The organism is Mesorhizobium sp. M8A.F.Ca.ET.021.01.1.1, from assembly GCF_003998025.1.
Taxonomy (GTDB): domain Bacteria; phylum Pseudomonadota; class Alphaproteobacteria; order Rhizobiales; family Rhizobiaceae; genus Mesorhizobium.
Window position 1 is genome coordinate 1 of the sequence record NZ_RZSJ01000042.1, and the last position, 18,878, is coordinate 18,878.

The 18,878-nt window shown below is 63.0% G+C and carries 22 protein-coding genes; 12 read left to right on the forward strand and 10 right to left on the reverse strand.

Annotation, left to right across the window (positions count from 1 at the left end; all coding sequences use genetic code 11):
• Nucleotides 1–1,350, forward strand: a 1,350-nt coding sequence (locus tag EOA36_RS06080) for an amidase (RefSeq protein WP_145969114.1), incomplete at its 5' end; no start/stop codon positions are given.
• Nucleotides 1,351–1,510: 160 nt separating this feature from the next.
• Nucleotides 1,511–2,404: an acetylglutamate kinase gene (gene argB / locus EOA36_RS06085; RefSeq protein WP_127276050.1), complete on the forward strand. Its 894-nt coding sequence runs from the start codon at nt 1,511–1,513 to the stop codon at nt 2,402–2,404.
• Between the two features lie 27 nt (nt 2,405–2,431).
• On the opposite strand, the gene EOA36_RS06090 is transcribed toward argB, so the two are convergent.
• The 3 genes from EOA36_RS06090 to EOA36_RS06100 form a co-directional block, all read right to left on the reverse strand.
• Nucleotides 2,432–2,890, reverse strand: a complete 459-nt coding sequence (locus tag EOA36_RS06090; protein WP_127276034.1) for a RidA family protein — start codon at nt 2,888–2,890, stop codon at nt 2,432–2,434.
• Between the two features lie 77 nt (nt 2,891–2,967).
• Complete coding sequence (gene bchE, locus EOA36_RS06095) at nt 2,968–4,536, reverse strand: magnesium-protoporphyrin IX monomethyl ester anaerobic oxidative cyclase (RefSeq protein ID WP_127276035.1); 1,569 nt, start codon at nt 4,534–4,536, stop codon at nt 2,968–2,970.
• 108 nt (nt 4,537–4,644) lie between these two features.
• Nucleotides 4,645–5,121 (reverse strand): Lrp/AsnC family transcriptional regulator, encoded by a 477-nt coding sequence (locus tag EOA36_RS06100; protein ID WP_127276036.1) that lies wholly within the window; start codon nt 5,119–5,121, stop codon nt 4,645–4,647.
• A 140-nt stretch (nt 5,122–5,261) separates the two neighbouring features.
• On the opposite strand from EOA36_RS06100, the gene phhA reads away from it, so the two are divergent.
• A complete protein-coding gene (gene phhA / locus EOA36_RS06105) occupies nt 5,262–6,098 on the forward strand; it encodes a phenylalanine 4-monooxygenase (protein ID WP_127276037.1) in 837 nt (278 codons plus the stop codon).
• A 101-nt stretch (nt 6,099–6,199) separates the two neighbouring features.
• On the opposite strand, the gene EOA36_RS06110 is transcribed toward phhA, so the two are convergent.
• A complete protein-coding gene (locus EOA36_RS06110; RefSeq protein WP_127276038.1) occupies nt 6,200–6,604 on the reverse strand; it encodes a VOC family protein in 405 nt (134 codons plus the stop codon).
• Nucleotides 6,605–6,707: 103 nt separating this feature from the next.
• Here EOA36_RS06110 and EOA36_RS06115 point away from each other — a divergent pair, with 103 nt between their 5' ends.
• Complete coding sequence (locus tag EOA36_RS06115; protein WP_127276039.1) at nt 6,708–7,340, forward strand: TetR/AcrR family transcriptional regulator; 633 nt, start codon at nt 6,708–6,710, stop codon at nt 7,338–7,340.
• 92 nt (nt 7,341–7,432) lie between these two features.
• Here the strand turns inward: EOA36_RS06115 and EOA36_RS06120 are convergent, their stop codons facing one another.
• The gene (locus EOA36_RS06120; protein WP_245464266.1) at nt 7,433–8,038 is read right to left on the reverse strand and encodes an Lrp/AsnC family transcriptional regulator; all 606 of its coding nucleotides are present in this window, start codon (nt 8,036–8,038) and stop codon (nt 7,433–7,435) included.
• Nucleotides 8,039–8,293: 255 nt separating this feature from the next.
• Between EOA36_RS06120 and EOA36_RS06125 the strand changes: the two genes are divergently transcribed.
• The 3 genes from EOA36_RS06125 (at nt 8,294) to EOA36_RS06135 (ending at nt 11,404) form a co-directional block, all read left to right on the forward strand.
• Nucleotides 8,294–9,058 carry a transporter substrate-binding domain-containing protein gene (locus tag EOA36_RS06125; protein WP_245464268.1) on the forward strand — a complete coding sequence of 255 codons (765 nt, stop codon included), beginning with the start codon at nt 8,294–8,296 and terminating at the stop codon, nt 9,056–9,058.
• A 76-nt stretch (nt 9,059–9,134) separates the two neighbouring features.
• Nucleotides 9,135–10,439 (forward strand): FAD-binding oxidoreductase, encoded by a 1,305-nt coding sequence (locus EOA36_RS06130; protein WP_127276052.1) that lies wholly within the window; start codon nt 9,135–9,137, stop codon nt 10,437–10,439.
• Nucleotides 10,436–11,404: an amino acid ABC transporter permease gene (locus EOA36_RS06135; protein WP_127276041.1), complete on the forward strand. Its 969-nt coding sequence runs from the start codon at nt 10,436–10,438 to the stop codon at nt 11,402–11,404. The genes EOA36_RS06130 and EOA36_RS06135 overlap by 4 nt, the downstream gene beginning before the upstream one ends.
• 18 nt (nt 11,405–11,422) lie before the next feature.
• On the opposite strand, the gene EOA36_RS06140 is transcribed toward EOA36_RS06135, so the two are convergent.
• Nucleotides 11,423–11,914 carry a MarR family transcriptional regulator gene (locus EOA36_RS06140; RefSeq protein ID WP_127276042.1) on the reverse strand — a complete coding sequence of 164 codons (492 nt, stop codon included), beginning with the start codon at nt 11,912–11,914 and terminating at the stop codon, nt 11,423–11,425.
• A 95-nt stretch (nt 11,915–12,009) separates the two neighbouring features.
• Here EOA36_RS06140 and EOA36_RS37165 point away from each other — a divergent pair, with 95 nt between their 5' ends.
• The gene (locus EOA36_RS37165) at nt 12,010–12,177 is read left to right on the forward strand and encodes a hypothetical protein (protein WP_189522210.1); all 168 of its coding nucleotides are present in this window, start codon (nt 12,010–12,012) and stop codon (nt 12,175–12,177) included.
• A 75-nt stretch (nt 12,178–12,252) separates the two neighbouring features.
• On the opposite strand, the gene EOA36_RS06145 is transcribed toward EOA36_RS37165, so the two are convergent.
• From EOA36_RS06145 to EOA36_RS06155, 3 genes are read right to left on the reverse strand one after another with little or no spacing between them, the layout of a single operon-like run.
• On the reverse strand, nt 12,253–13,692 hold the full coding sequence (locus EOA36_RS06145; protein WP_127276043.1) for a GMC family oxidoreductase: 1,440 nt from the start codon (nt 13,690–13,692) through the stop codon (nt 12,253–12,255).
• Nucleotides 13,689–14,063: a hypothetical protein gene (locus tag EOA36_RS38085; protein ID WP_245464267.1), complete on the reverse strand. Its 375-nt coding sequence runs from the start codon at nt 14,061–14,063 to the stop codon at nt 13,689–13,691. Before EOA36_RS38085 ends, EOA36_RS06145 begins: the two co-directional genes overlap by 4 nt.
• Entirely contained in the window at nt 14,060–14,821 is a 762-nt protein-coding gene (locus EOA36_RS06155) for a GGDEF domain-containing protein (protein WP_127276044.1), read from the reverse strand. The genes EOA36_RS38085 and EOA36_RS06155 overlap by 4 nt, the downstream gene beginning before the upstream one ends.
• Before the next feature lie 162 nt (nt 14,822–14,983).
• Here EOA36_RS06155 and EOA36_RS06160 point away from each other — a divergent pair, with 162 nt between their 5' ends.
• Nucleotides 14,984–15,688, forward strand: a complete 705-nt coding sequence (locus tag EOA36_RS06160) for a pyrimidine 5'-nucleotidase (RefSeq protein WP_127276045.1) — start codon at nt 14,984–14,986, stop codon at nt 15,686–15,688.
• A 284-nt stretch (nt 15,689–15,972) separates the two neighbouring features.
• On the opposite strand, the gene EOA36_RS06165 is transcribed toward EOA36_RS06160, so the two are convergent.
• Nucleotides 15,973–16,818 (reverse strand): LOG family protein, encoded by an 846-nt coding sequence (locus tag EOA36_RS06165; protein WP_127276046.1) that lies wholly within the window; start codon nt 16,816–16,818, stop codon nt 15,973–15,975.
• 143 nt (nt 16,819–16,961) lie between these two features.
• On the opposite strand from EOA36_RS06165, the gene dapD reads away from it, so the two are divergent.
• The 3 genes from dapD to EOA36_RS06180 all read left to right on the forward strand — a co-directional run bounded on the left by dapD (nt 16,962) and on the right by EOA36_RS06180 (nt 18,628).
• Nucleotides 16,962–17,816: a 2,3,4,5-tetrahydropyridine-2,6-dicarboxylate N-succinyltransferase gene (gene dapD / locus EOA36_RS06170; protein WP_127276047.1), complete on the forward strand. Its 855-nt coding sequence runs from the start codon at nt 16,962–16,964 to the stop codon at nt 17,814–17,816.
• 73 nt (nt 17,817–17,889) lie between these two features.
• A complete protein-coding gene (locus EOA36_RS06175; protein WP_127276048.1) occupies nt 17,890–18,252 on the forward strand; it encodes a DUF805 domain-containing protein in 363 nt (120 codons plus the stop codon).
• Nucleotides 18,245–18,628, forward strand: coding sequence for a DUF805 domain-containing protein (locus EOA36_RS06180; RefSeq protein ID WP_245458575.1), 384 nt, complete (start codon nt 18,245–18,247; stop codon nt 18,626–18,628). The genes EOA36_RS06175 and EOA36_RS06180 overlap by 8 nt, the downstream gene beginning before the upstream one ends.
• The last annotated feature ends 250 nt before the right edge of the window (nt 18,629–18,878 follow it).

Consider the following 18,878-nt stretch of genomic DNA (forward strand, 5'->3'; position numbering starts at 1 on the left):
CTCTATGACGCCGCGCGGGCGCGGGCGAAGAGCATCGACCGCTCCTTGCCGCTGGCCGGCGTCCCCTTTGCCATCAAGGATCTCGGCATCGCCGCCAAGGGCGTGCCCTCGCATGGCGGCAGCCGCATTCCCGCATGGGTGCCCGATTTCAATTCGGTGATGACCGACCGCTATCTCGCCGCCGGGCTGATCCCGATCGTCACCTCGACCTCGCCCGAGCACGGGCTGCGGCTGATGACGGAATCCAAAGCCTTCGGCATCACCCGCAATCCCTGGAATACCGGCCACACCACCGGCGGCTCATCGGGCGGTTCGGCAGCCCTGGTCGCCGCCGGCGTCGTGCCGGCGGCGCATGCGTCGGATGGCGGCGGCTCGATCCGCGTGCCTTCGGCCTGCAGCGGCCTTGTCGGTCTCAAGACCTCGCGCGGCCGTGTCCCGCTGTCGCCGCTGGTAAGTGAAAGCTGGTACGGCATGGTCGTCGATCACGCCGTCACCCGCTCGGTGCGCGACTGCGCGCTGCTGCTCGACCTCACCCATGGTCCAGATGCGCTGGCGCCTTATGCCGCGCGGCCGCCAAAGGGTCCGTTCGCGGCCGCTGCCGCGCGCGATCCCGGCAAGCTCAAGCTGGCCGTCTACCGCAAGTCGCCGCTCGGCCTGCCGATTTCGGCCGAGACGCTCAAGGCGCTCGACATTGCCGTGGCGCTCGCCCGTGAGGGCGGCAATACCGTCGAGGACATCGAGCTGCCCTTCATCGGCCGCGATTTCTTCGCCGATTTCTGCACGACGGTCGCCTCCGCCGTTGCCGGCTCGTTGCGGGGTGATGCGCTGCGCGTCGGCCGCTCCGTGACGGGCGACATCGAGCGCGCCACGCGGGTGCTCGGCCGGTTGGGCGAAATGGTCTCGGCCGGCGAGGTCTATGCCGGCCTGCAGCGGCTGCATGCCGCCTCGCGCCGCCTGATCGAGGACACTGCGCGCTATGATGCGGTGCTGATGCCCGTCATCGCGCACCCGCCGCTTGCCTGCGGCGCCATGGATCCCAAAGGCGCCGACGAGTTGATCGAAACCCTGGTCGACAAGCTGCATCTCACGGCGCTGCTCAGGATCAAACCACTGTTCGGCCAGTTGATGGACAAGAGCCTCTGGTTCACGCACTGGCCCGCAATCCACAATGTCAGCGGCCAGCCGTCGATTGCGCTACCGGTCCATGTCACGGACGCCGGCCTGCCGCTCGGCATCCAGGCCGCCGGCCGCCCGGGCGACGAGGAAACGCTTTTGTCGCTCGCCGCGCAGATGGAGAAGATCTCGGGCTGGCTGAAGCGGCGGGCGCCGCTGATGGTGCCGTCACAATGACGACACCGTGAACGGCTCGAATATGACAGCAATGCCATTTGCGGCTCGCGTCAATTCCCGCTAAGACGCCGCCGTCCTTACCTGATGCATGTCGCCCAAAAGTGCCCAGCGGTTTGGGGACAACGGCATGCATAAAACCAAAAGCCAGGGAACCACGCCGATGACGGACGTCGCCGCCACCGCCGAAATGCAGGCCGCACTCTTGTCGCGCGCGCTGCCCTATATGCAGCGCTACGAGCACAAGACGGTCGTGGTGAAATATGGCGGCCATGCCATGGGCGACATCGAGCTCGGCAAGGCCTTCGCCCGCGACATCGCGCTGTTGAAGCAGTCCGGCGTCAATCCGATCGTCGTCCATGGCGGCGGCCCGCAGATCGGCGCCATGCTGAACAAGATGGGGATCGAATCCAAGTTCGAGGGCGGCCTGCGCGTCACCGACCAGAAGACGGTCGAGATCGTCGAGATGGTGCTGGCCGGGTCGATCAACAAGGAGATCGTCGCACTGATCAACGCCGAGGGCGAATGGGCGATCGGCCTGTGCGGCAAGGACGGCAACATGGTGTTCGCCGAAAAGGCGCGCAAGACCATGATCGACCCCGATTCCAACATCGAGCGCGTGCTCGATCTCGGTTTCGTCGGCGAGCCGGTCGAGGTCGACCGCACGCTGCTCGACCTGCTGGCCCGCTCCGAAATGATCCCTGTTCTGGCGCCGGTGGCGCCCGGCCGCGACGGTCACACCTACAACATCAACGCCGACACTTTCGCCGGCGCCATCGCCGGCGCCTGCAAGGCCTCGCGCCTGCTATTCCTCACCGACGTGCCCGGCGTGCTCGACAAGAACAAGAAGCTGATCGACGAGCTGACGGTCACCGAGGCGAAGGCGCTGATCAAGGACGGCACGGTCTCGGGCGGCATGATCCCCAAGGTCGAGACCTGCATCGAGGCGATCGAGCGCGGCGTCGAGGGCGTCGTCATCCTCAATGGCAAGACGCCGCATTCGGTGCTGCTCGAACTCTTCACCGAACACGGCGCCGGTACACTGATCGTGCCTTGACATTTTGCGCTTCGGAGCCCGGCATCCTCAGTCCGGCAGAGCGGCGACGGCCACGATCTCGATGACGAGATCGGATTGCGCGAGCGCGGCGACCCCGATCACTTCCGAGGGCGGCGGATTGTTGTAGCTGCAGTGCTTCGGGCAGTGCTCGGCGAAGAATTCGTCCATCACGTCCAGCCGGAAATTTGGGGAGCTCAGCGCGCCTCCGTCGGGAAACGGCCCTTTGACGTACTGGGTGATCTTGACGAGATATTCGAGCGAGCTGCCGAGCTCCTCCAGATCCGATTTGATGTTCGTCAGAATGGAACGCCATTGCGTCGCCGCGTCGCCGACGGCGCCCCCCTTGCCGCTCGACGGGTCATAATTCTCGGCCGTGCCTGTATTGCCGGCAAGGAAGACATACCCCTTGGCTCCGGTCACGACGGTGCCTTTCCCCCAAGGCATAGGCCGGCCACCTTTCATCTTCTTATGCGTGACAAGTTTCATCGCTTCCTCCTGCTGGTCACCATCGTCCGATCGCCAGAAATTAGCGCGAGGTCCGCTGGCGGCCAGCGCGAGACGGGTCAGGCCGGCGGCGGTGAGACGCCAAAGGCATGCTGCTCGGCGGCAGGCGCCATTACTGGTCTCTTCGCCGGACGCTGAAAGGTCATCGACTCTTCCTCCGCATCCTGCGGCGCGCCCCAGAATTCGGCGAGCGTCGGGCCGCCTGTCACCCGGTTGTCGGTCACCAGGAAACCCCAGATCTCGCGGAACCAGACGCGGCGGCCCATTTTGGCGTACCAGCGCATCGAATGCCGCTGCTCGGGATCGGGGTGGAACAGGATGCGCGCCAGCGCCTTCGGCCGCGACTGCACGGCGAGTTCGATCAGCTTGACCGAGAAGAACAGCATCCATGGCTTGAGCCGCGTCATGTGCAGCACCTGGTGCTTGTAGTCCCACAGGCGGGCGTCCTTCTGGATGACCCTGCGATCCCGCGCGATGCGGAAGAACGGCGTCCACCGATGCGGCGTCACATAGAGCGCCTGGATCTGGTCCGGGTCATAGGCGATGAGCTGGCGAAAGCCGCGCCACAGGTCGCGAAGTCCTTCATCCTCGAAGCCGGCCACCCAGGTCGCCATCGACAGGATGCCGTGCTTTCGCAGCAGCCGTATCGCCTCGCGGTCGGACGAGGTGCTGCCGCCCTTGCGGATCAGTCGCAGCGTCTGCTCGTCGGTGTTTTCCATGCCGAGCAGCCAGCGGATAACACCGGCCTTGCGGTAGAGGTGCAGCATGTCGGCGTCGCGCACGATATCGTCGGCGCGTGTCGAGCCGACGATCAGCACCGGCACGTTCTCGGCGATCATCGCATCCAGGAAAGCGCGCCAGGCCTTCTTCGAGACGGTCGGGTTCTCGTCGGCGAGGTTGATCAGCTCGACGCCGTGCTCGCGGTGTAGCCAGGCGATCTCCTGCGCGAATTTCTTGGGATCGCGATGCCGCCAGCGGGTCCAGAAGCCGCGCTGGCCGCAATAATTGCACAGATGCGGGCAGCCGCGCGAAAACTGCATGACCACCGCGCGCTTGCCGCCCCAGTAACTGTATCTGCTGACGTCAATCAGTTCCCAGCCGACGCGGTAGGCGTCGAGGTCGGCGATGGTCATCGCCGCCTGGGTGGCGAAGGGCCGGCGCAGATCGTCGCGATAGGCGATGCCGGCAACGCTTGCCGGCGGCTGGCGCATCTCCACCGCCTCGACCAGCGCCACCACGGTCGCCTCGCCCTCGCCGCGCACGATGAAGTCGAAAACGTCCGTTTCGGCCAGGATGTCGCGCCAGTGGTAGGTCGGGAAGACACCGCCATAGATGACGATCGTCGCCGGTTCGCGCGCCTTGATCATCGCGGCGATCAACAAGGCGGTCGGATGCGCAGAAGTGGATCCGGAATGGCCGATCAGGACGAAGTCGGGACAGTCCTTCAGGGCTTCCGCGACGACCGAGGCGAGCGGCATCGGCCCGAACTCGGCATCGACGAGCCGCACGTCGTGGCCGGCGTCGACCAGCGGGCCGCCGATGGCCAGCAGGCCGAGTGGCGGCAGGTGATCGTCGGGCACGCGGCTGCCGATGGCGGTGTGCGGCGGATTGATCAGGACGATTTTCATAGCGGACCTCCAGGACGTTGGTCCGCATGCTGGCCGGCGATCGTGCCGCCCGGTTGGCCCGTTTCAGCAGTTTGCTCGCAGCTTTTCCGCAGAAAAGAGTGAGCGCTGTCAGCGCCTGAGATGCGCGAGCGGCACGTGGCCGGGTCCCTTGATGTTCTGCAGCACCAGCTGGGTGTGGACGTCGCGCACGCCCTCGAGCCGCATCAGCCGATGCATGACGAAGGCGTTGAGCTCGTCGACCGATGGCACCATGACATGCAGCAGAAAATCGTGGTCGCCGGTCATCGTCCAGCACGACGACACCTCGTCCATGCGCTGCACGGCGGCAATGAAGCTTTCGGGAGAGCCGTCGCTGTGGCTGACGAGGCGCACCTGGATGAACACCTCGACCATCAGGCCGACCGCGCGGCGGCTGATCACGGCGGCAAATCCCTTGATGATGCCGGCCTCCTGCAGCGCTTCGAAGCGCCGCGCGCAGGGCGTGGTGGAGAGGCCGATCTCCTGCGCCAGCTCGGAGACAGGTTTGCGCCCGTCGCGTTGCAGGACATCGAGCATCCTGATCTCGAAATCATCGAACTGAGGCATTTTCACTCTCCTTGTGTCGATTTTGAGTGAATATTATCTCGAATATGCCGCTCGATCTACGATCAAAACCAATTTGCCTCGGTAAGTCGGGCTACACTTTCGGCACCGCAGCCATCGATGCTTTGCGAGGGAGAAGACATATGACGACGATGAGCGTTGCCGAATATGCCCGCGACTGCGCGGCGCAAGGGTTGCGCGGCGACTATTCGGTCTGCCGCGCCGATTTCACCGTGGCACAGGGCTATGACTACAGCGCCGAGGAGCAGGCGGTGTGGCGCACGCTGTGCGACCGCCAGACCAGGCTGACGCGCAAGCTCGCCCACCATTCCTATCTCGACGGCGTGGAGAAGCTCGGCCTGCTCGACGCCATTCCCGATTTCGCCGACGTCAGCGCCAGGCTGCGCAAGCTGACCGGCTGGGAGATCGTCGCCGTGCCCGGCCTCATTCCGGCGGCCCCGTTCTTCGATCACCTCGCCAATCGCCGCTTCCCGGTCACCAACTGGCTGCGCACCAGGCAGGAACTCGACTATATCGTCGAGCCGGACATGTTCCATGATTTCTTCGGCCATGTGCCGGTGCTGTCGCAGCCGGTGTTCGCCGATTTCATGCAGATGTATGGCAGGAAGGCCGGCGACATCATCGCGCTCGGCGGCGACGAGATGATCACCCGGCTCTACTGGTACACGGCCGAGTATGGCCTGATGCGGGAAGCCGGCCAGCCGCTGAAAGCCTTCGGCGCCGGGCTGATGTCGTCGTTCACCGAATTGCAATTCGCGGTGGAGGGCAAGGACGCCCATCATGTGCCGTTCGACCTGGAAACGGTGATGCGCACCGGCTACGAGATCGACAAGTTCCAGCGCGCCTATTTCGTGCTGCCGTCCTTCGACGCCTTGCGCGACGCCTTCCAGAGCGCGGATTTCGAGGCGATCGTCGCACGCCGCAAGAGCCAGCCGGCGCTCGACCCGGCGACGGTCTAGTCCGTTTCGGTTTTGGGAATACGACATAAAAACAAAGACCTAAAGCGCGTCGCATGACTCCGTTTCGAGCGACGCGCTTCAGACGCTTTGATCCCGGCAGGCTATTGCAGGGCGGCGGGGTTCATCCACAGGAACTCCCAGACATTGCCGTCAGGGTCTTCGATGTGGCGGTTGAACATGAAGCCGAGATCCTGCGCCGGATTGGGATCAGCGCGTCCGCCTGCCGCCACGCCCTTCTCGATCATTGCGTTGACGTCGTCCTTGCTGTCGGCGGTGAGCGCGATCAGCATCTGGCTTTCACGCCTGGGGTCGCCGATCTGCCGCTCGGTGAACTGGCTGTAGTACTGATGCGAAAGCAACATGACGCCAATGGAGTCCGAGAACATGATCGAGCTGGCCTGGTCGCTCGAGAACTGCGGATTCAGCGTGCCCCCGATCGCGAGATAAAAATTGGTGGCTGCCTGCAGATCGCGCACCGGCAGATTTATGAAGATCATCTTGGTCATCGGTCTAAAGCCTCGCCTTCGTTGACAGGTACTAGTCAGTCCAGTACCGTTTGACGACTATCACGAGAGAACGGTACCGTCTAGTACTGGTCAAAGGGGCGCCATGGAAATCAAGGGGGAGACCAGATCGGCACGCAAGGATCGTGAAATCATCCAGGCGGCCACGGCGGCGTTCATCGCCAAGGGCTATGATGGAACCAGCATGGAGGAAATCGCCACCAGGGCGGGAGCTTCCAAGCAGACCGTGTACAAGCATTTCACCGACAAGGAGACGCTTTTCGGTGAAGTCGTTCTGTCAACCGCTGGCCAGGTCAACGACATCATCGAGTCCGTGACGACACTGCTTTCCGAGGCGAAATTCATGGAGGGCGGCCTGCAGCAGCTTGCTCGGCGCTTGATAACGATGCTCATGGACGACGAGTTGTTGAAGCTGCGCCGCCTGATCATCGCCAACGCGGATCGAATGCCGCAGCTTGGCCGCGGCTGGTACGAAAAAGGCTTTGAGCGCATGCTTGCCTCGACGGCGTCCTGCTTTCAAAAGCTCACCGATCGGGGGCTGATGCAAACCAGTGATCCCCGTCTGGCGGCCAGCCATCTTTTTGGGATGATCCTTTGGATCCCCATGAATGAAGCCATGTTCACGGGGAGCAACCCGCGTTCCAAAGCCGAACTTGAACGGCACGCGGATGCCTCGGTCGAGGCGTTTCTTGTCGCCTATGGGGTCCAACCGAAATAGTCTCATTTGTTCACGGTCGGGAGCAACGATGCCCACCATGTGCCTTTCGACCTCGAGACGGTGATGCCCGCCGCCGGACATCCCGCCATCTCCTACAAGGCGTAGATGGTCCGGTTGAACTTCGTCTCCATCACCACATGGGAAGCGGTTTTGACGACGCCGCTGATTTCATTCACGGCATTCACCTCCCGGTTCAGCTTCTCGAGCGTCTCGGCGGCAAGGTGGATGATCAGGTCCCACTCGCCGGTGATGGCGTAGACCGCCTGGATCGAAGGCATCGCCTTGATCTTTCTGGAGACGTCCGGATAGCTCTTGTTGTTCAGGGCGGCGAGCGTGAAACAGTGGACGGCGTTCTGGGCCACCTCCTTGGTCAGCCGCACGCTATAGCCTTCGATAATGCCGCCGGCCTCCAGCTTCTGGATCCGCTCCTGCAGCGCTGTCCGCGATACGCCGAGCTGACGTGCCAGTGACGCGACCGGCTCACGCGCATTCTTCTGCATCAGCGCGAGCAGCTGACGATCCTTCTCGGTCAATTCCACAAACAAATCCTCTCGCTCGATCCGCGCTGTAACCGCCGCGATCCTATCGGCTGAACCGCCCCCGCGACAATCCGCAAGACCGGCCTTAGCGACCGGAACAAGGCGAACATATCCGGCACTTTGCCGTCTCAAGGCACGCAATGACTGCGCGATCGCCATTATCCCGCATTTCGCCGGGTGGAACCCTTCTTTTTGCGACCTGACTGTCTGGGGTCACAAACGCCGGTCCATCAGGGGGAACGAGCTTCAGCTGTGGTGGGCACAAACCGATCCGCGTTGAACCTGTGGCCGAAAGCGCTGAGGTCCGACGTTACGCATCCTATCAGTTTCAACCACAAGGGAGGGATAACTTTGAAAAAGCTGCTCGATTTAGCCGTTCTTGCCGCCGCGACATTCGCGATCACAACGGCGGCCATGGCCGGGGAAACCCTGGACCGCGTCACGTCGAAAAAGGCGATGGTCATCGCCACCAACGCGGCCTGGCCACCGCAGAGCTTTCTCAACGACAGCAACGAACTCGCCGGCTTCGACATCGATGTCTCGCGCGAGATCGGCAAGCGGCTCGGTGTCGAGGTCTCGTTCGAAACGCCCGACTGGGCGACGCTGACCGGCGGACGCTGGCAGGGACGCTACGACCTCGGCGTCGGATCGGTCACGCCGACCAAAGCCCGTTCCAAGGTGATCGACTTTGTCGGCATCTATTATTACAGCCCCTATGTCTACGTCCTGCACAAGGACAGCGGCGCGAAGTCGGTCGCCGATCTCAACGGCAAGATCATCGGCGTCGAGACGGCCACCACCTCGGAGGATTTCATCCGCCGCAAGCTCGAAATCGACGCACCCGGCCTGGCTCCCATCCAATACAAGCTGGAACCGGGCGAGGTCCGCACCTACGCGGATTCCATGCTTCCCTTCGATGACCTGCGGCTTGGCGACGGCGTGCGCCTGAATGCCGTGATCGCACCGGAGCAGACGGCGCAGAACGCCATCAAGAACGGCTATCCCGTGAAGATCCTCGAAGGCGAGTACGCCTTCCGCGAGCCGCTCGTCGTCATCGCCGAGAAGAAGGATCCGGAGTGGACCGCGAAGGTCGCGGGCATCATCACCGGGATGAAGACGGACGGCACGCTCGCCGCGCTGACCACGAAGTGGTACGGCAAGGACTACAGCGCCAAGTAAAGTCATTCCGCCGGCTGCCCCTCGGCAGCCGGCGGCATCACCCACCAAATACATGCCCCTCACCGCAAAGTCGTCGATGGCCTATCCGGATACCTACTACGCCCGCACCCTGACCGACCGGAAGACGAGGCCTCCGCTGCAAGGCGAGGCGCAATGTGACGTGGCCGTCGTCGGCGCCGGATTGGCCGGGCTGACGACGGCGCTGCAGCTGGCGCGCGCCGGACTGCATGTCGCCGTGCTGGAAGCCCAGCTCGTCGGTTTCGGCGCTTCGGGCCGCAATGGCGGTTTCGTCACGCCCGGCTTCGCCACCGGCGGCGACAATATCGCCGCACGTGTCGGCGGGGAGGCCGCGCGCGACCTGCACCGGCTGTCGATCGAAGGCGTCGAATTCGTGCGCGACACCATCGAGACGCTCGCAATATCGGCCGCCCAGCCGCGTGCCGGCCTGCTCAGCGTCTTGCGCTACGACGACGGCGATGCGCTGAAGGCCTATGCCGAACAGATGGCCCGCGACCACGGCTATGAACTTCAGTATCTCGAGAGAGAAGACGTCCGATCGGTGCTGAAGTCCGCTCGCTACCACCAGGGCCTGCGTGACCCGAACGCCTTTCACATCCATCCGCTCAACTATCTGCGTTGCCTTGCCGACGAGATCGAGCGGCTTGGCGGCGAGATTCATGAAAGCTCCGAAGTCGTGCAGTGCGACCTCTCGGGGCCGCAAAAGATGCTTCGCACCAGACAGGGCACGCTTCGGGCGCCCCGGATCGTGCTCGCGACCGGCGGCTATACCGGCCCGGTATTCGGCCAGCTCTACCGGGCGTTCCTGCCCATCGCGACCTATGTCATGGTTTCCGAGGCGGCCCCCCGCCTCATCGCGCAAGCGGTCGCCACGACGGACGCCGTCGGCGACAACAGGCGGGCCGGCGATTATTATCGCCTGGTCGAGAATGGCCGCCGCCTCCTGTGGGGCGGGCGCATCACCACGCGCGCCGCTTCCGCCGACGCGTTGGCGCGCGAATTGCGCCGCGAGATGGTCGGCACCTACCCGCAGCTTGCCGGCCTCAAGACCGAACTGGCGTGGTCGGGGCTGATGTCCTATGCCCGGCATCTGATGCCCCAGATCGGCGAGCTGCAGCCAGGCGTCTGGTACTGCACCGCTTTCGGCGGCCATGGGCTCAACACCACGGCGATTGCCGGAAAAATTGTCGCCGAGGGCATTCTGGGCGCCTCGGACCGGTACCGGCAGTTCGCGCCCTTCGGACTGAGCTGGGCCGGCGGCGCCGCCGGCCTGGCCGCCGCGCAGCTTACCTATTGGAAACTGCAAGCGCAGGACTGGTGGCGGGAACGCAACGCCATCGCCAAGGACAAGGTGACGGCATGATCGGCAGGCTGATGCTCTCCCATCCAGGGCTCGCCCGCCGCGCCGCGGCCGCGCTTTTTCCGGCGCTGCTGGCCGCAGCCCTCTACGCCATGGGCATCAAGTCGAGCTGGATCGGCTCATTGATGCCGCTTGCGTCCGACTGGCTGCAGGCCAACCCAGCCTTGTCGCGAGCCCTCTCGGCCGTGTTGATCGCGCTGCTGGTGCTGGTGAATTGCAAGCTGCTTCTGCTCCTGCCCCGACGCCAGCAGATCGTCGGCGTCTGGATCGAGCTGTTCGTGCTGCTGATGCTGTTCTTCTATTCCTTCGACCTCTCCCTCGCCTTCATCGCCAGGAAAGTCGGCTTCCTGATCACCCAGGGCGTCACCACGACGCTTTACATTTCGGCGATCTCGATCCTGATCGCGACCTTGATCGCACTGGTCGGCGCCATCGCCAAGTTGACCGGGAACGGCATCGTTTACGGGCTGGCCACCTTCTACACATCGTTGTTTCGCGGCCTGCCGTTGCTGATGCAGATCTACATCATCTATCTCGGGCTGCCGCAGATCGGTTACGTGATCGGCGCGGTGCCGGCGGGTATCGTCGCGCTGTCGCTGTGTTACGGCGCCTACATGACCGAGATCTTCCGCGCCGGCATCGAAAGCATCCCGCGCGGTCAAAGCGAAGGCGCCACGGCGCTCGGCCTAAGCCCCGGCCAAACCATGGCGCTCGTCATCCTGCCGCAGGCCATGCGCGTCATCATCCCGCCGACCGGCAACCAGTTCATCGCCATGCTGAAGGATTCCTCGCTGGTCTCCGTCGTCGGCGTCTGGGAGATCATGTATCTCGCCCGCACGATGGGCCAGACGGAGTTCCGCCATATCGAGATGCTGATTACCGCCTCGATGATTTACTGGATTCTGTCGATCGCGCTGGAATTCGGCCAAGCCTATCTCGAACGGCGCTTCGGCCGATCAGGACGCTAGGTGGTCTGACCCTCTAGATCAGCGCGGCTGCGGCGCCTCGGCCTTCAGCCGCATGAGCTGGTCGCGCTGCAGGTCGAGCGCGGCGGTGACGAAGCGCCGAATGGTGGCAAGCTCCGCGTCACTGAACGTGGCAATGAGCTTCTCCCCTTCCCGCGCGATGGCGCCGTAATAGCGTGCCGACAGCTCCCGTGTTGACTCCGTTGCCTCGATGACCACCTTGCGCCTGTCCTCGAGGCTGCGCGTGCGCGTCAAGAGGCCGCGCGCCTCCAGCCGGTCGATCAGCGCGGTCACCGCGGCCGGCGTCAACCCGGTCGCGGTCGCGATCGCGCCGGCCGATTGCGGGCCGCCGTGGAGCAGTCCGATACAATGGCGCTCGGCCATGTTGAGGCCGAGTCTCATCCCCACCGCCTCGTCATAGGCCTGCGTCGCGTCCTGCCACTGCATGATGGCAAGACCGATGGCTGTCGTCAGTTCGGCTCGATTCCGGCTTGACGAATTTACTTCGATCATCTAACTATCAATCCGTCTAACATTTAGACCATTATAGCAATATGCGGCTACGCCCCCGACAAGGCAAGACCCGCTCCCGGGCAAGGATATGAAAAATGACTTTGATTCAACAGCGTACGCCTCTCTCGCGCGAGGAAGAATTCAAATACGCCAAGCTGGCCATGGAATGGTATGGCTGGGGCTCTCCGATCGGTCTCGGTATCCTGCTGGTGTCGCTGGCCGCCGCCGCCGTGCTGGTCCGGATCGCCGTCTACGGCTTTTGAGCCTCTGCCGGCGCCATCCTTGGCGCCGGCCCTGCCGGTCGTGGCTTGGCAGGACGACGGCTTCGTGGAGGCCGCTCAGACCGTGACCACCTTGCTCAGATGGTCGCCCAGCCGGCAGGCGAGCGCGGTGATCGTCGTCGTCGGGTTGGCTTGGCCCGACGTGCAGAACACGGAAGAGCCGCCGACATAGAGATTGTCCATGCCATGCACCTTGCAATTGGCGTCCACCACGCTCCTGGTGACATCCGTGCCCATGCGCGTGCCCCCCATATGATGATGGCCCGCCGTCTCTTCGTTGGTCGGATAATCCTCGCCGTTCGAGATCCAGTCGGCAATGCGCACCCGGCCCAGGTTTTTCTGGGCAAGCGTCGTGCCGAACAGCCTCAGGCCTTCGAGAAGGGTGCGTTGTTCCAGTTTCGATTTCTTCCAGTGCAGTTCGATGCGCGGCACGCCGGCATGGTCGACCTCGGTCTTCGACAACTCGATCTGGTTCGAAGCCAGCGGCGCCTGTTCCCAGGCGACATAAAGCTGAGCGGCGCAACGCAGGTTCTGGTCGAGCTTGCCAGATACCCATTCCGCCATGTGCGGCGCCGTGCAGGCTAGGTCGGCGATGAGGCTCTTGACGCCCGGATAGGGCGTCTCGATCAGCCGGATGCCGAAATTCATGATCTTGAGACGTTCCATCGCGGCAGGCATCGGCGAGAAGAAGGCCTCCTTGACGGCATCGACCTCGAACGCACCATAGTCGGCCAGGATGGCGTTGCCGCCCTCGAAGGTCGGATGCTCCATCCAGTAGCGGCCAAGCGCCGTCGCGTTCGGCACGACGCCGCCGTTGGAGCGCTGGTTCGACCACAAAAGCAGCCGCGAATTCTCCAGCCCGCCGGTGCAGACGATGAAATAGTCAGCGCTGAACGAGCCGGCGTCCTGTCCGTTGGACCACAGCTTGGCGCCGGTCACGCGTTTGCCGTCTCCGGCAAGCTCGGTGGCGTAGGTGTTGAGCACGACGGCGATGTTTTTGCTCTTGTCGAGTTCGTCGGCGAATTTTTCGGCAAACCGCACCGCCGGGCTCTTGATCAACTGCACCCAGCGAATGTCGTCCGAAATCGGCACATCAGGCCGGAAATCGGGAAGGTCGAGGATAGCGCGCACTTCCGAGAGGTAGGGTTCGATGTCGGCTCGGCGGATCGGCCAGCCGGTGTCGGGCGCCCAGGCCTTGGGCTCGAAATCCAGTTTGTCGAGCACGCGGCACCAACCGGCCCAGTGATTGGAGCTGCCGCCCATGAACCGCAGCCGGGTGATGTCGAGATCGAAATAGAAATCGCCGACCGTGGTGCCGCGGTAGAAGTCTTGCGAGTCGTCGCTGAATTCCCGCGGACCGGCTTCCAGCACCACGACCGGAATGCCGGCAGCGCCAAGTTTTCTGGCGATCGTTGTGCCGGCCGGACCGGAACCAAGGATGCAGACCCTTGGCGCAAAGTTGGCGGCGCGATATGCCTCGTAGCTGTCGAAGATCATGCCAGATCGCTCCGCTTCAGGATCCAGCCATTGACCTCGACGATCTCGTCAGGATCGGCCCGGGATGAACCGGCATGGGTGGCGTCGGCATCAGGCAGCTTGCGGAACAACGACAGGGCAGGCAGGGCGATCAGCGCCTGCACGAGCGTGCGGCGCGACATTTTTTTTATGAGGAAACTCATGGCAGGTCTCTCGGCTAGGGCTTCGATGCGCGCATGACATTCCCCGAACGGCACACACATCGTCACGGAAGCCAGTATCGTGCCAAGCATGGCATCAAGGCGGGGAAAGTGCCGACAAGCGGCACAACCGGATGCAAACAGGGTTAGAAATTTTTTAGCGGGCCAGGTGTGCCGGCCCGGCCTGCTCATGCCGCTTCGGAAATATCGGTATCGAGGATCGTCAGGTTGCGGCCCGCATGCTTGGCCTGGTAGAGGCGCCGGTCCGCGGCGCGCATCAGCTCCGATACGTTGACATCCTCGCCGCAGACTGTGCCGCCGATGCTGACGGTCAACGGAATGGTCCGTTCATCGACCGGCCGGAAGCGGATCAGTTCGACCTCGCGGCGGATCCGCTCGGCAACGCGCTTGGCCTCCTGTTCCGTGGCTCCGGTCAGAAACGCGCCGAACTCCTCGCCGCCGATGCGGCCGAGCACGTCGCCGCTGCGCACGCCGCGCTCGATGGCGCTGGCGATCAACAGTAGCGCGTCATCACCGGTCAGGTGGCCGAAATTGTCATTGATCGTCTTGAAGTGGTCGGCGTCGATGATCAGCAGGGCGCCGCGGTCGGACTTGCGCCGGGAGCCGTCCAGCGCGGCAAAGAAGCTTTCCCGGTTGAGCATGCCGGTCATGTCGTCGCGGCTCGCCTTTTCCGCCAGGCGGCGGTGCGCGGCGGCGAGTTGGGCATGAGCACGGGCAAGCTCGCGATGCGCGTTTTTCAGCCTGTCGCTCTGCCAGAACGTGCTGGCGCATGCGGCCCAGGCAAGGACCAGCGGACAGAGCGTCGAGGTCAGCCAGATCGTGCGCGTTATGGGGAATCCCATGGCTGGGACGACAATCAACGTCAGCATGAGAGAGGCGGCGACGGAGGCGAAAGCGATGGCGGCGGATTTGAGAATAATGCTGTTCATCGCGAACTCCCCTCAGGACTTGTCTCTGTGCCAGCAAGCCCTGAAGGCCACCTTTCCCGGACGGTTAAAATTTGAACCGTGAGGCCATTTCTGCAACCTCAACGGGCAGAAGTTGTGGATAAAGTCCCTTTCGGAATCCCTGTTTCATGCCATAAGGAGCGCATGACGACGCTTCCCGATCCCGCCCGCTTCGCCCATGTCACCGACTGGGTGTTCGACCTCGACAACACGCTCTATCCGCACCACTCGAATCTGTTCTCGCAGATCGACGTCAAGATGACCGCCTATGTCGGGGAGCTGCTGGCGCTGCCGCGCGAGGAGGCGCGCAAGCTGCAGAAGGAGCTCTATCTCGAATACGGCACGACGCTGAACGGGCTGATGACGCGCCACGGCATCGATCCCGACGACTTCCTCGAGAAGGTCCATGACATCGACTATTCGTGGCTGGTGCCCGATCCCGTTCTCGGCGCCGCCATCCGGCAGCTTCCCGGTCGCAAGTTCATCTTCACCAATGGCGACCGCAGGCACGCCGAGCGCACCGCGCGCCAGCTCGGCATCCTCGACCATTTCGACGACATCTTCGATATTGTCGCCGCCGACCTCAACCCCAAGCCGGCGCGCCAGACCTACGAGAAGTTCGCCGAGCTGCACGCCGTCACCGGCCACAATGCGGTGATGTTCGAGGATCTCGCCCGCAACCTGGCCGTGCCGAAGTCATTGGGCATGACCACGGTTCTCGTGGTACCGCGCAATTTCGAACCGACCTTCTCCGAAATCTGGGAACGCGACCCGGCCAACGAGGATGACGTCGATTTCGTCACCGACGATCTCGCCACGTTCCTCACGACCATAGTCGCAAGGGAGTAGGGAATTGAGGAATTGGGGAATTGAGGAATTGAGGAATTGAGGAATTGAGGAATTGAGGAATTGAGGAATTGGGGAATTGAGGAATTGAGGAATTGAGGAATTGAGGAATTGAGGAATTGAGGAATTGAGGAATTGAGGAATTGAGGAATTGAGGAATTGAGGAATTGAGGAATTGAGGAATTGAGGAATTGAGGAATTGAGGGGGGACGCAAGACCATGCCCCTTATTTCGTCAATTCTTCATTTCCCCAGTTCCTCATTTCGTTTCCCAAATTCCCCCAATTCCTATTCCCCCAGCTTGTAGAAGCGGCTGATGATGGCCCAGGCTTCGTCGGCTGTGTCGACGAAATCGATGATGTCCTGGTCGCCCGGGCTGATGGTGCCTTGCTCGGCGAGGAAGTCGAGGTCGATCGCCCGCTTCCAGAAGGACTTGCCGAACAGGATCACCGGCACGCGCTCCATGCGCCCGGTCTGAATCAGCGTCAGCGTCTCGAAGAACTCGTCCATCGTGCCGAAGCCGCCGGGAAACACCGCCACGGCCTTGGCGCGCATGACGAAGTGCATCTTGCGGATGGCAAAATAGTGGAAATTGAAACAGAGCTCCGGCGTCACATAGGGGTTCGGTGCCTGCTCGTGCGGCAGCACGATGTTGAGCCCGATCGACGGCGCGCCGACATCGTCGGCGCCGCGGTTTCCCGCTTCCATCACGCCGGGTCCGCCGCCGGTCACCACGACATATTCGCGATAGTATGACGTGGCTGACTGCCGCGAGCAGAGGCGGGCGAATTTGCGCGCCTCCTCGTAATATTTGCTGTTTTCCTCGAGGTTCTTCTTCTGCGTCTCGTTCTTGGCCGCCCAGGCTTCGCCACCGGGCTCCGGCAGGCGCGCGCCGCCGAACAGGATCACCGTCGAACGGATGCCGCGCTCGGCCAGGATCATTTCCGGCTTCAGCAGTTCCAGTTGCAGCCTGACCGCGCGCAGTTCGCGCCGGGTCATGAAGTCGGGATCGTTCCAGGCCAGGCGGTAGGTTTCGGCGCGCGTCTGCGGCGTGTCCGGCACGCTTTTCGACCGCTCCAGATCCTCATCCGAATGCGGCAGCGGCGTCCATCCCGCCTTTTCCATGGGAGTCATCGAATCCACCCGTCCATTCCTTTACTTGCGTCGTCCCGTGACGCAGTCGCGATTGACCCCCATTGAGCCTTAACATAGGGTCCGCGCGACTTTTAAACAGGTTAAGGCGCAGCCCCTTAACAGCTTGGTAATGGAGCAAATTCATGTCGAAGCCCGATCTGGCGAGCCTCGAAAAGACCATCGACAAGGCCTTCGAGGAACGCGACGCCATTTCGACCGCGACCCGCGGCGAGGTGCGCGACGCCATCCAGTCGGCGCTCGACCTGCTCGACCGCGGCACCGCCCGCGTCGCCGAGCGGCAGACCGACGGCAAATGGCACGTCAACCAGTGGCTGAAGAAGGCCGTGCTGCTCTCCTTCCGGCTCAATCCGATGGAGATCATCAAGGGTGGCCCCGGCGAGGCCGTGTGGTGGGACAAGGTGGCGTCCAAGTTCGACGGCTGGAGCGCCGTCGATTTCGAAAAGGCGGGCTTCCGCGCCGTGCCGTCGTCGATCGTGCGCCGTTCGGCCTATGTGGCGCCAGGCGCCGTCTTGATGCCGTCCTTCGTCAATGTCGGCGCCTATGTCGATAGCGGCACAATGGTCGATACCTGGGCTTCTGTCGGCTCCTGCGCCCAGATCGGCAAGAATGTCCACCTTTCGGGCGGCGTCGGCATCGGCGGCGTGCTGGAGCCGATGCAGGCCGGTCCCACCATCATTGAGGACAATTGCTTCATCGGGGCGCGTTCCGAAGTGGTCGAGGGCTGCATCGTGCGCGAGGGCTCGGTGCTCGGCATGGGCGTCTTCATCGGCCAGTCGACCAAGATCGTCGACCGCGCCACCGGCGAGGTCTTCTATGGCGAGGTGCCGCCGAATTCCGTCGTCGTCGCTGGATCGATGCCGGGCAAGCCGTTTCCAAACAACGAACCGGGCCCAGGTCTCTATTGCGCCGTCATCGTCAAGCGGGTCGACGCCAAGACCCGGTCCAAGACCTCGATCAACGAATTGCTGCGCGATTGATCTTTGCGCCTGGCAGGCGCACCTTCCGCCGGCGCGACGATCGGTCGCGCTGGTTCAACATGGAGGGGGTGACATGGACTGGAAGTATCTGCTCACAAGCTTTGATGGCCGCATCAACCGAGCCAAGTTCTGGGCCGGCATCGGCGTATTCATCGTGATCGGCATTATCGCTTTCATTCTCGATGCGATCCTCGGCACGCGTTTCACCACCGCCAGCGGTGCCCAGATCGGCATCATCGGCATCCTCTTCGCGCTGGCATCGATCTATTTCGCGATTGCCCTCTATGCCAAACGCTGGCACGACCGCAACAAGTCGGGCTGGTGGACGCTGATCGGCCTCGTACCCTTCATCGGCGGCATCTGGCTGCTGGTCGAACTCGGCATCCTCGAAGGCACCAAGGGTGCCAACCAATATGGATCGGACCCGCTTGCCTGAAAGATCGGATCTCAACTGGCTTTTCTTCAAGACATCGGGCCGCGTCAGCCGCGCGGCCTATTTTCTCGGCGGATTGCTCGTCGCCATCATCCAGGCGTTCCCGCTGTACCGCTTCACGCTGGTGCCGGAGGGCTCGGCCGAGAGCAATATGTGGTCGTTCATCTTCTTCATCGCCTTCATCGCCTCGCTGTGGTCGAACATCGCGCTGGCGGTGAAGCGTCTGCACGACCTCGACAAGCCGGGCATTGCCGCGCTGATCCTGTTCGTGCCGGTCGTCTCGATCGTCGCCTTCCTTGTGTTGTGCCTGTTTCCAGGGCAGCCTGGGCCCAACCGCTATGGCCGGCGCACCAACGAGCCGGCTGAATCGAAGAGATAGAGAGGCATGATGTCGTCCGAAAGCCGCTCCGCACTTTTCGGCATCATGTTCTAGGGGCCGATCGGATATCTCGCCATGCGCTACCGCACGCTTGATCCGAAACTGATCATCGAAACCGCCGAGCGGCTTGAAGGCCGCGTCGCCGACCGTTTCCCGGACGCCGGGCTGCGCGGCGTCGCCAACGAACTGGTGTCGCTGTCGCGCGATCTGGCCAAGGCCGCCAAGGCACTGGAAGCGCCGATCTGGTGGC

Excerpts from the sequence above, each read along its gene's own strand:
- argB (WP_127276050.1), top strand. The coding sequence starts at position 1,511 with ATGACGGACGTCGCCGCCACCGCCGAAATGCAGGCCGCACTCTTGTCG.
- EOA36_RS06090 (WP_127276034.1), bottom strand. The coding sequence starts at position 2,890 with ATGAAACTTGTCACGCATAAGAAGATGAAAGGTGGCCGGCCTATGCCT.
- bchE (WP_127276035.1), bottom strand. The coding sequence starts at position 4,536 with ATGAAAATCGTCCTGATCAATCCGCCGCACACCGCCATCGGCAGCCGC.
- EOA36_RS06100 (WP_127276036.1), bottom strand. The coding sequence starts at position 5,121 with ATGCCTCAGTTCGATGATTTCGAGATCAGGATGCTCGATGTCCTGCAA.
- phhA (WP_127276037.1), top strand. The coding sequence starts at position 5,262 with ATGACGACGATGAGCGTTGCCGAATATGCCCGCGACTGCGCGGCGCAA.
- EOA36_RS06110 (WP_127276038.1), bottom strand. The coding sequence starts at position 6,604 with ATGACCAAGATGATCTTCATAAATCTGCCGGTGCGCGATCTGCAGGCA.
- EOA36_RS06115 (WP_127276039.1), top strand. The coding sequence starts at position 6,708 with ATGGAAATCAAGGGGGAGACCAGATCGGCACGCAAGGATCGTGAAATC.
- EOA36_RS06120 (WP_245464266.1), bottom strand. The coding sequence starts at position 8,038 with ATGGCGATCGCGCAGTCATTGCGTGCCTTGAGACGGCAAAGTGCCGGA.
- EOA36_RS06125 (WP_245464268.1), top strand. The coding sequence starts at position 8,294 with ATGGCCGGGGAAACCCTGGACCGCGTCACGTCGAAAAAGGCGATGGTC.
- EOA36_RS06130 (WP_127276052.1), top strand. The coding sequence starts at position 9,135 with ATGGCCTATCCGGATACCTACTACGCCCGCACCCTGACCGACCGGAAG.
- EOA36_RS06135 (WP_127276041.1), top strand. The coding sequence starts at position 10,436 with ATGATCGGCAGGCTGATGCTCTCCCATCCAGGGCTCGCCCGCCGCGCC.
- EOA36_RS06140 (WP_127276042.1), bottom strand. The coding sequence starts at position 11,914 with ATGATCGAAGTAAATTCGTCAAGCCGGAATCGAGCCGAACTGACGACA.
- EOA36_RS37165 (WP_189522210.1), top strand. The coding sequence starts at position 12,010 with ATGACTTTGATTCAACAGCGTACGCCTCTCTCGCGCGAGGAAGAATTC.
- EOA36_RS06145 (WP_127276043.1), bottom strand. The coding sequence starts at position 13,692 with ATGATCTTCGACAGCTACGAGGCATATCGCGCCGCCAACTTTGCGCCA.
- EOA36_RS38085 (WP_245464267.1), bottom strand. The coding sequence starts at position 14,063 with ATGAGCAGGCCGGGCCGGCACACCTGGCCCGCTAAAAAATTTCTAACC.
- EOA36_RS06155 (WP_127276044.1), bottom strand. The coding sequence starts at position 14,821 with ATGAACAGCATTATTCTCAAATCCGCCGCCATCGCTTTCGCCTCCGTC.
- EOA36_RS06160 (WP_127276045.1), top strand. The coding sequence starts at position 14,984 with ATGACGACGCTTCCCGATCCCGCCCGCTTCGCCCATGTCACCGACTGG.
- EOA36_RS06165 (WP_127276046.1), bottom strand. The coding sequence starts at position 16,818 with ATGACTCCCATGGAAAAGGCGGGATGGACGCCGCTGCCGCATTCGGAT.
- dapD (WP_127276047.1), top strand. The coding sequence starts at position 16,962 with ATGTCGAAGCCCGATCTGGCGAGCCTCGAAAAGACCATCGACAAGGCC.
- EOA36_RS06175 (WP_127276048.1), top strand. The coding sequence starts at position 17,890 with ATGGACTGGAAGTATCTGCTCACAAGCTTTGATGGCCGCATCAACCGA.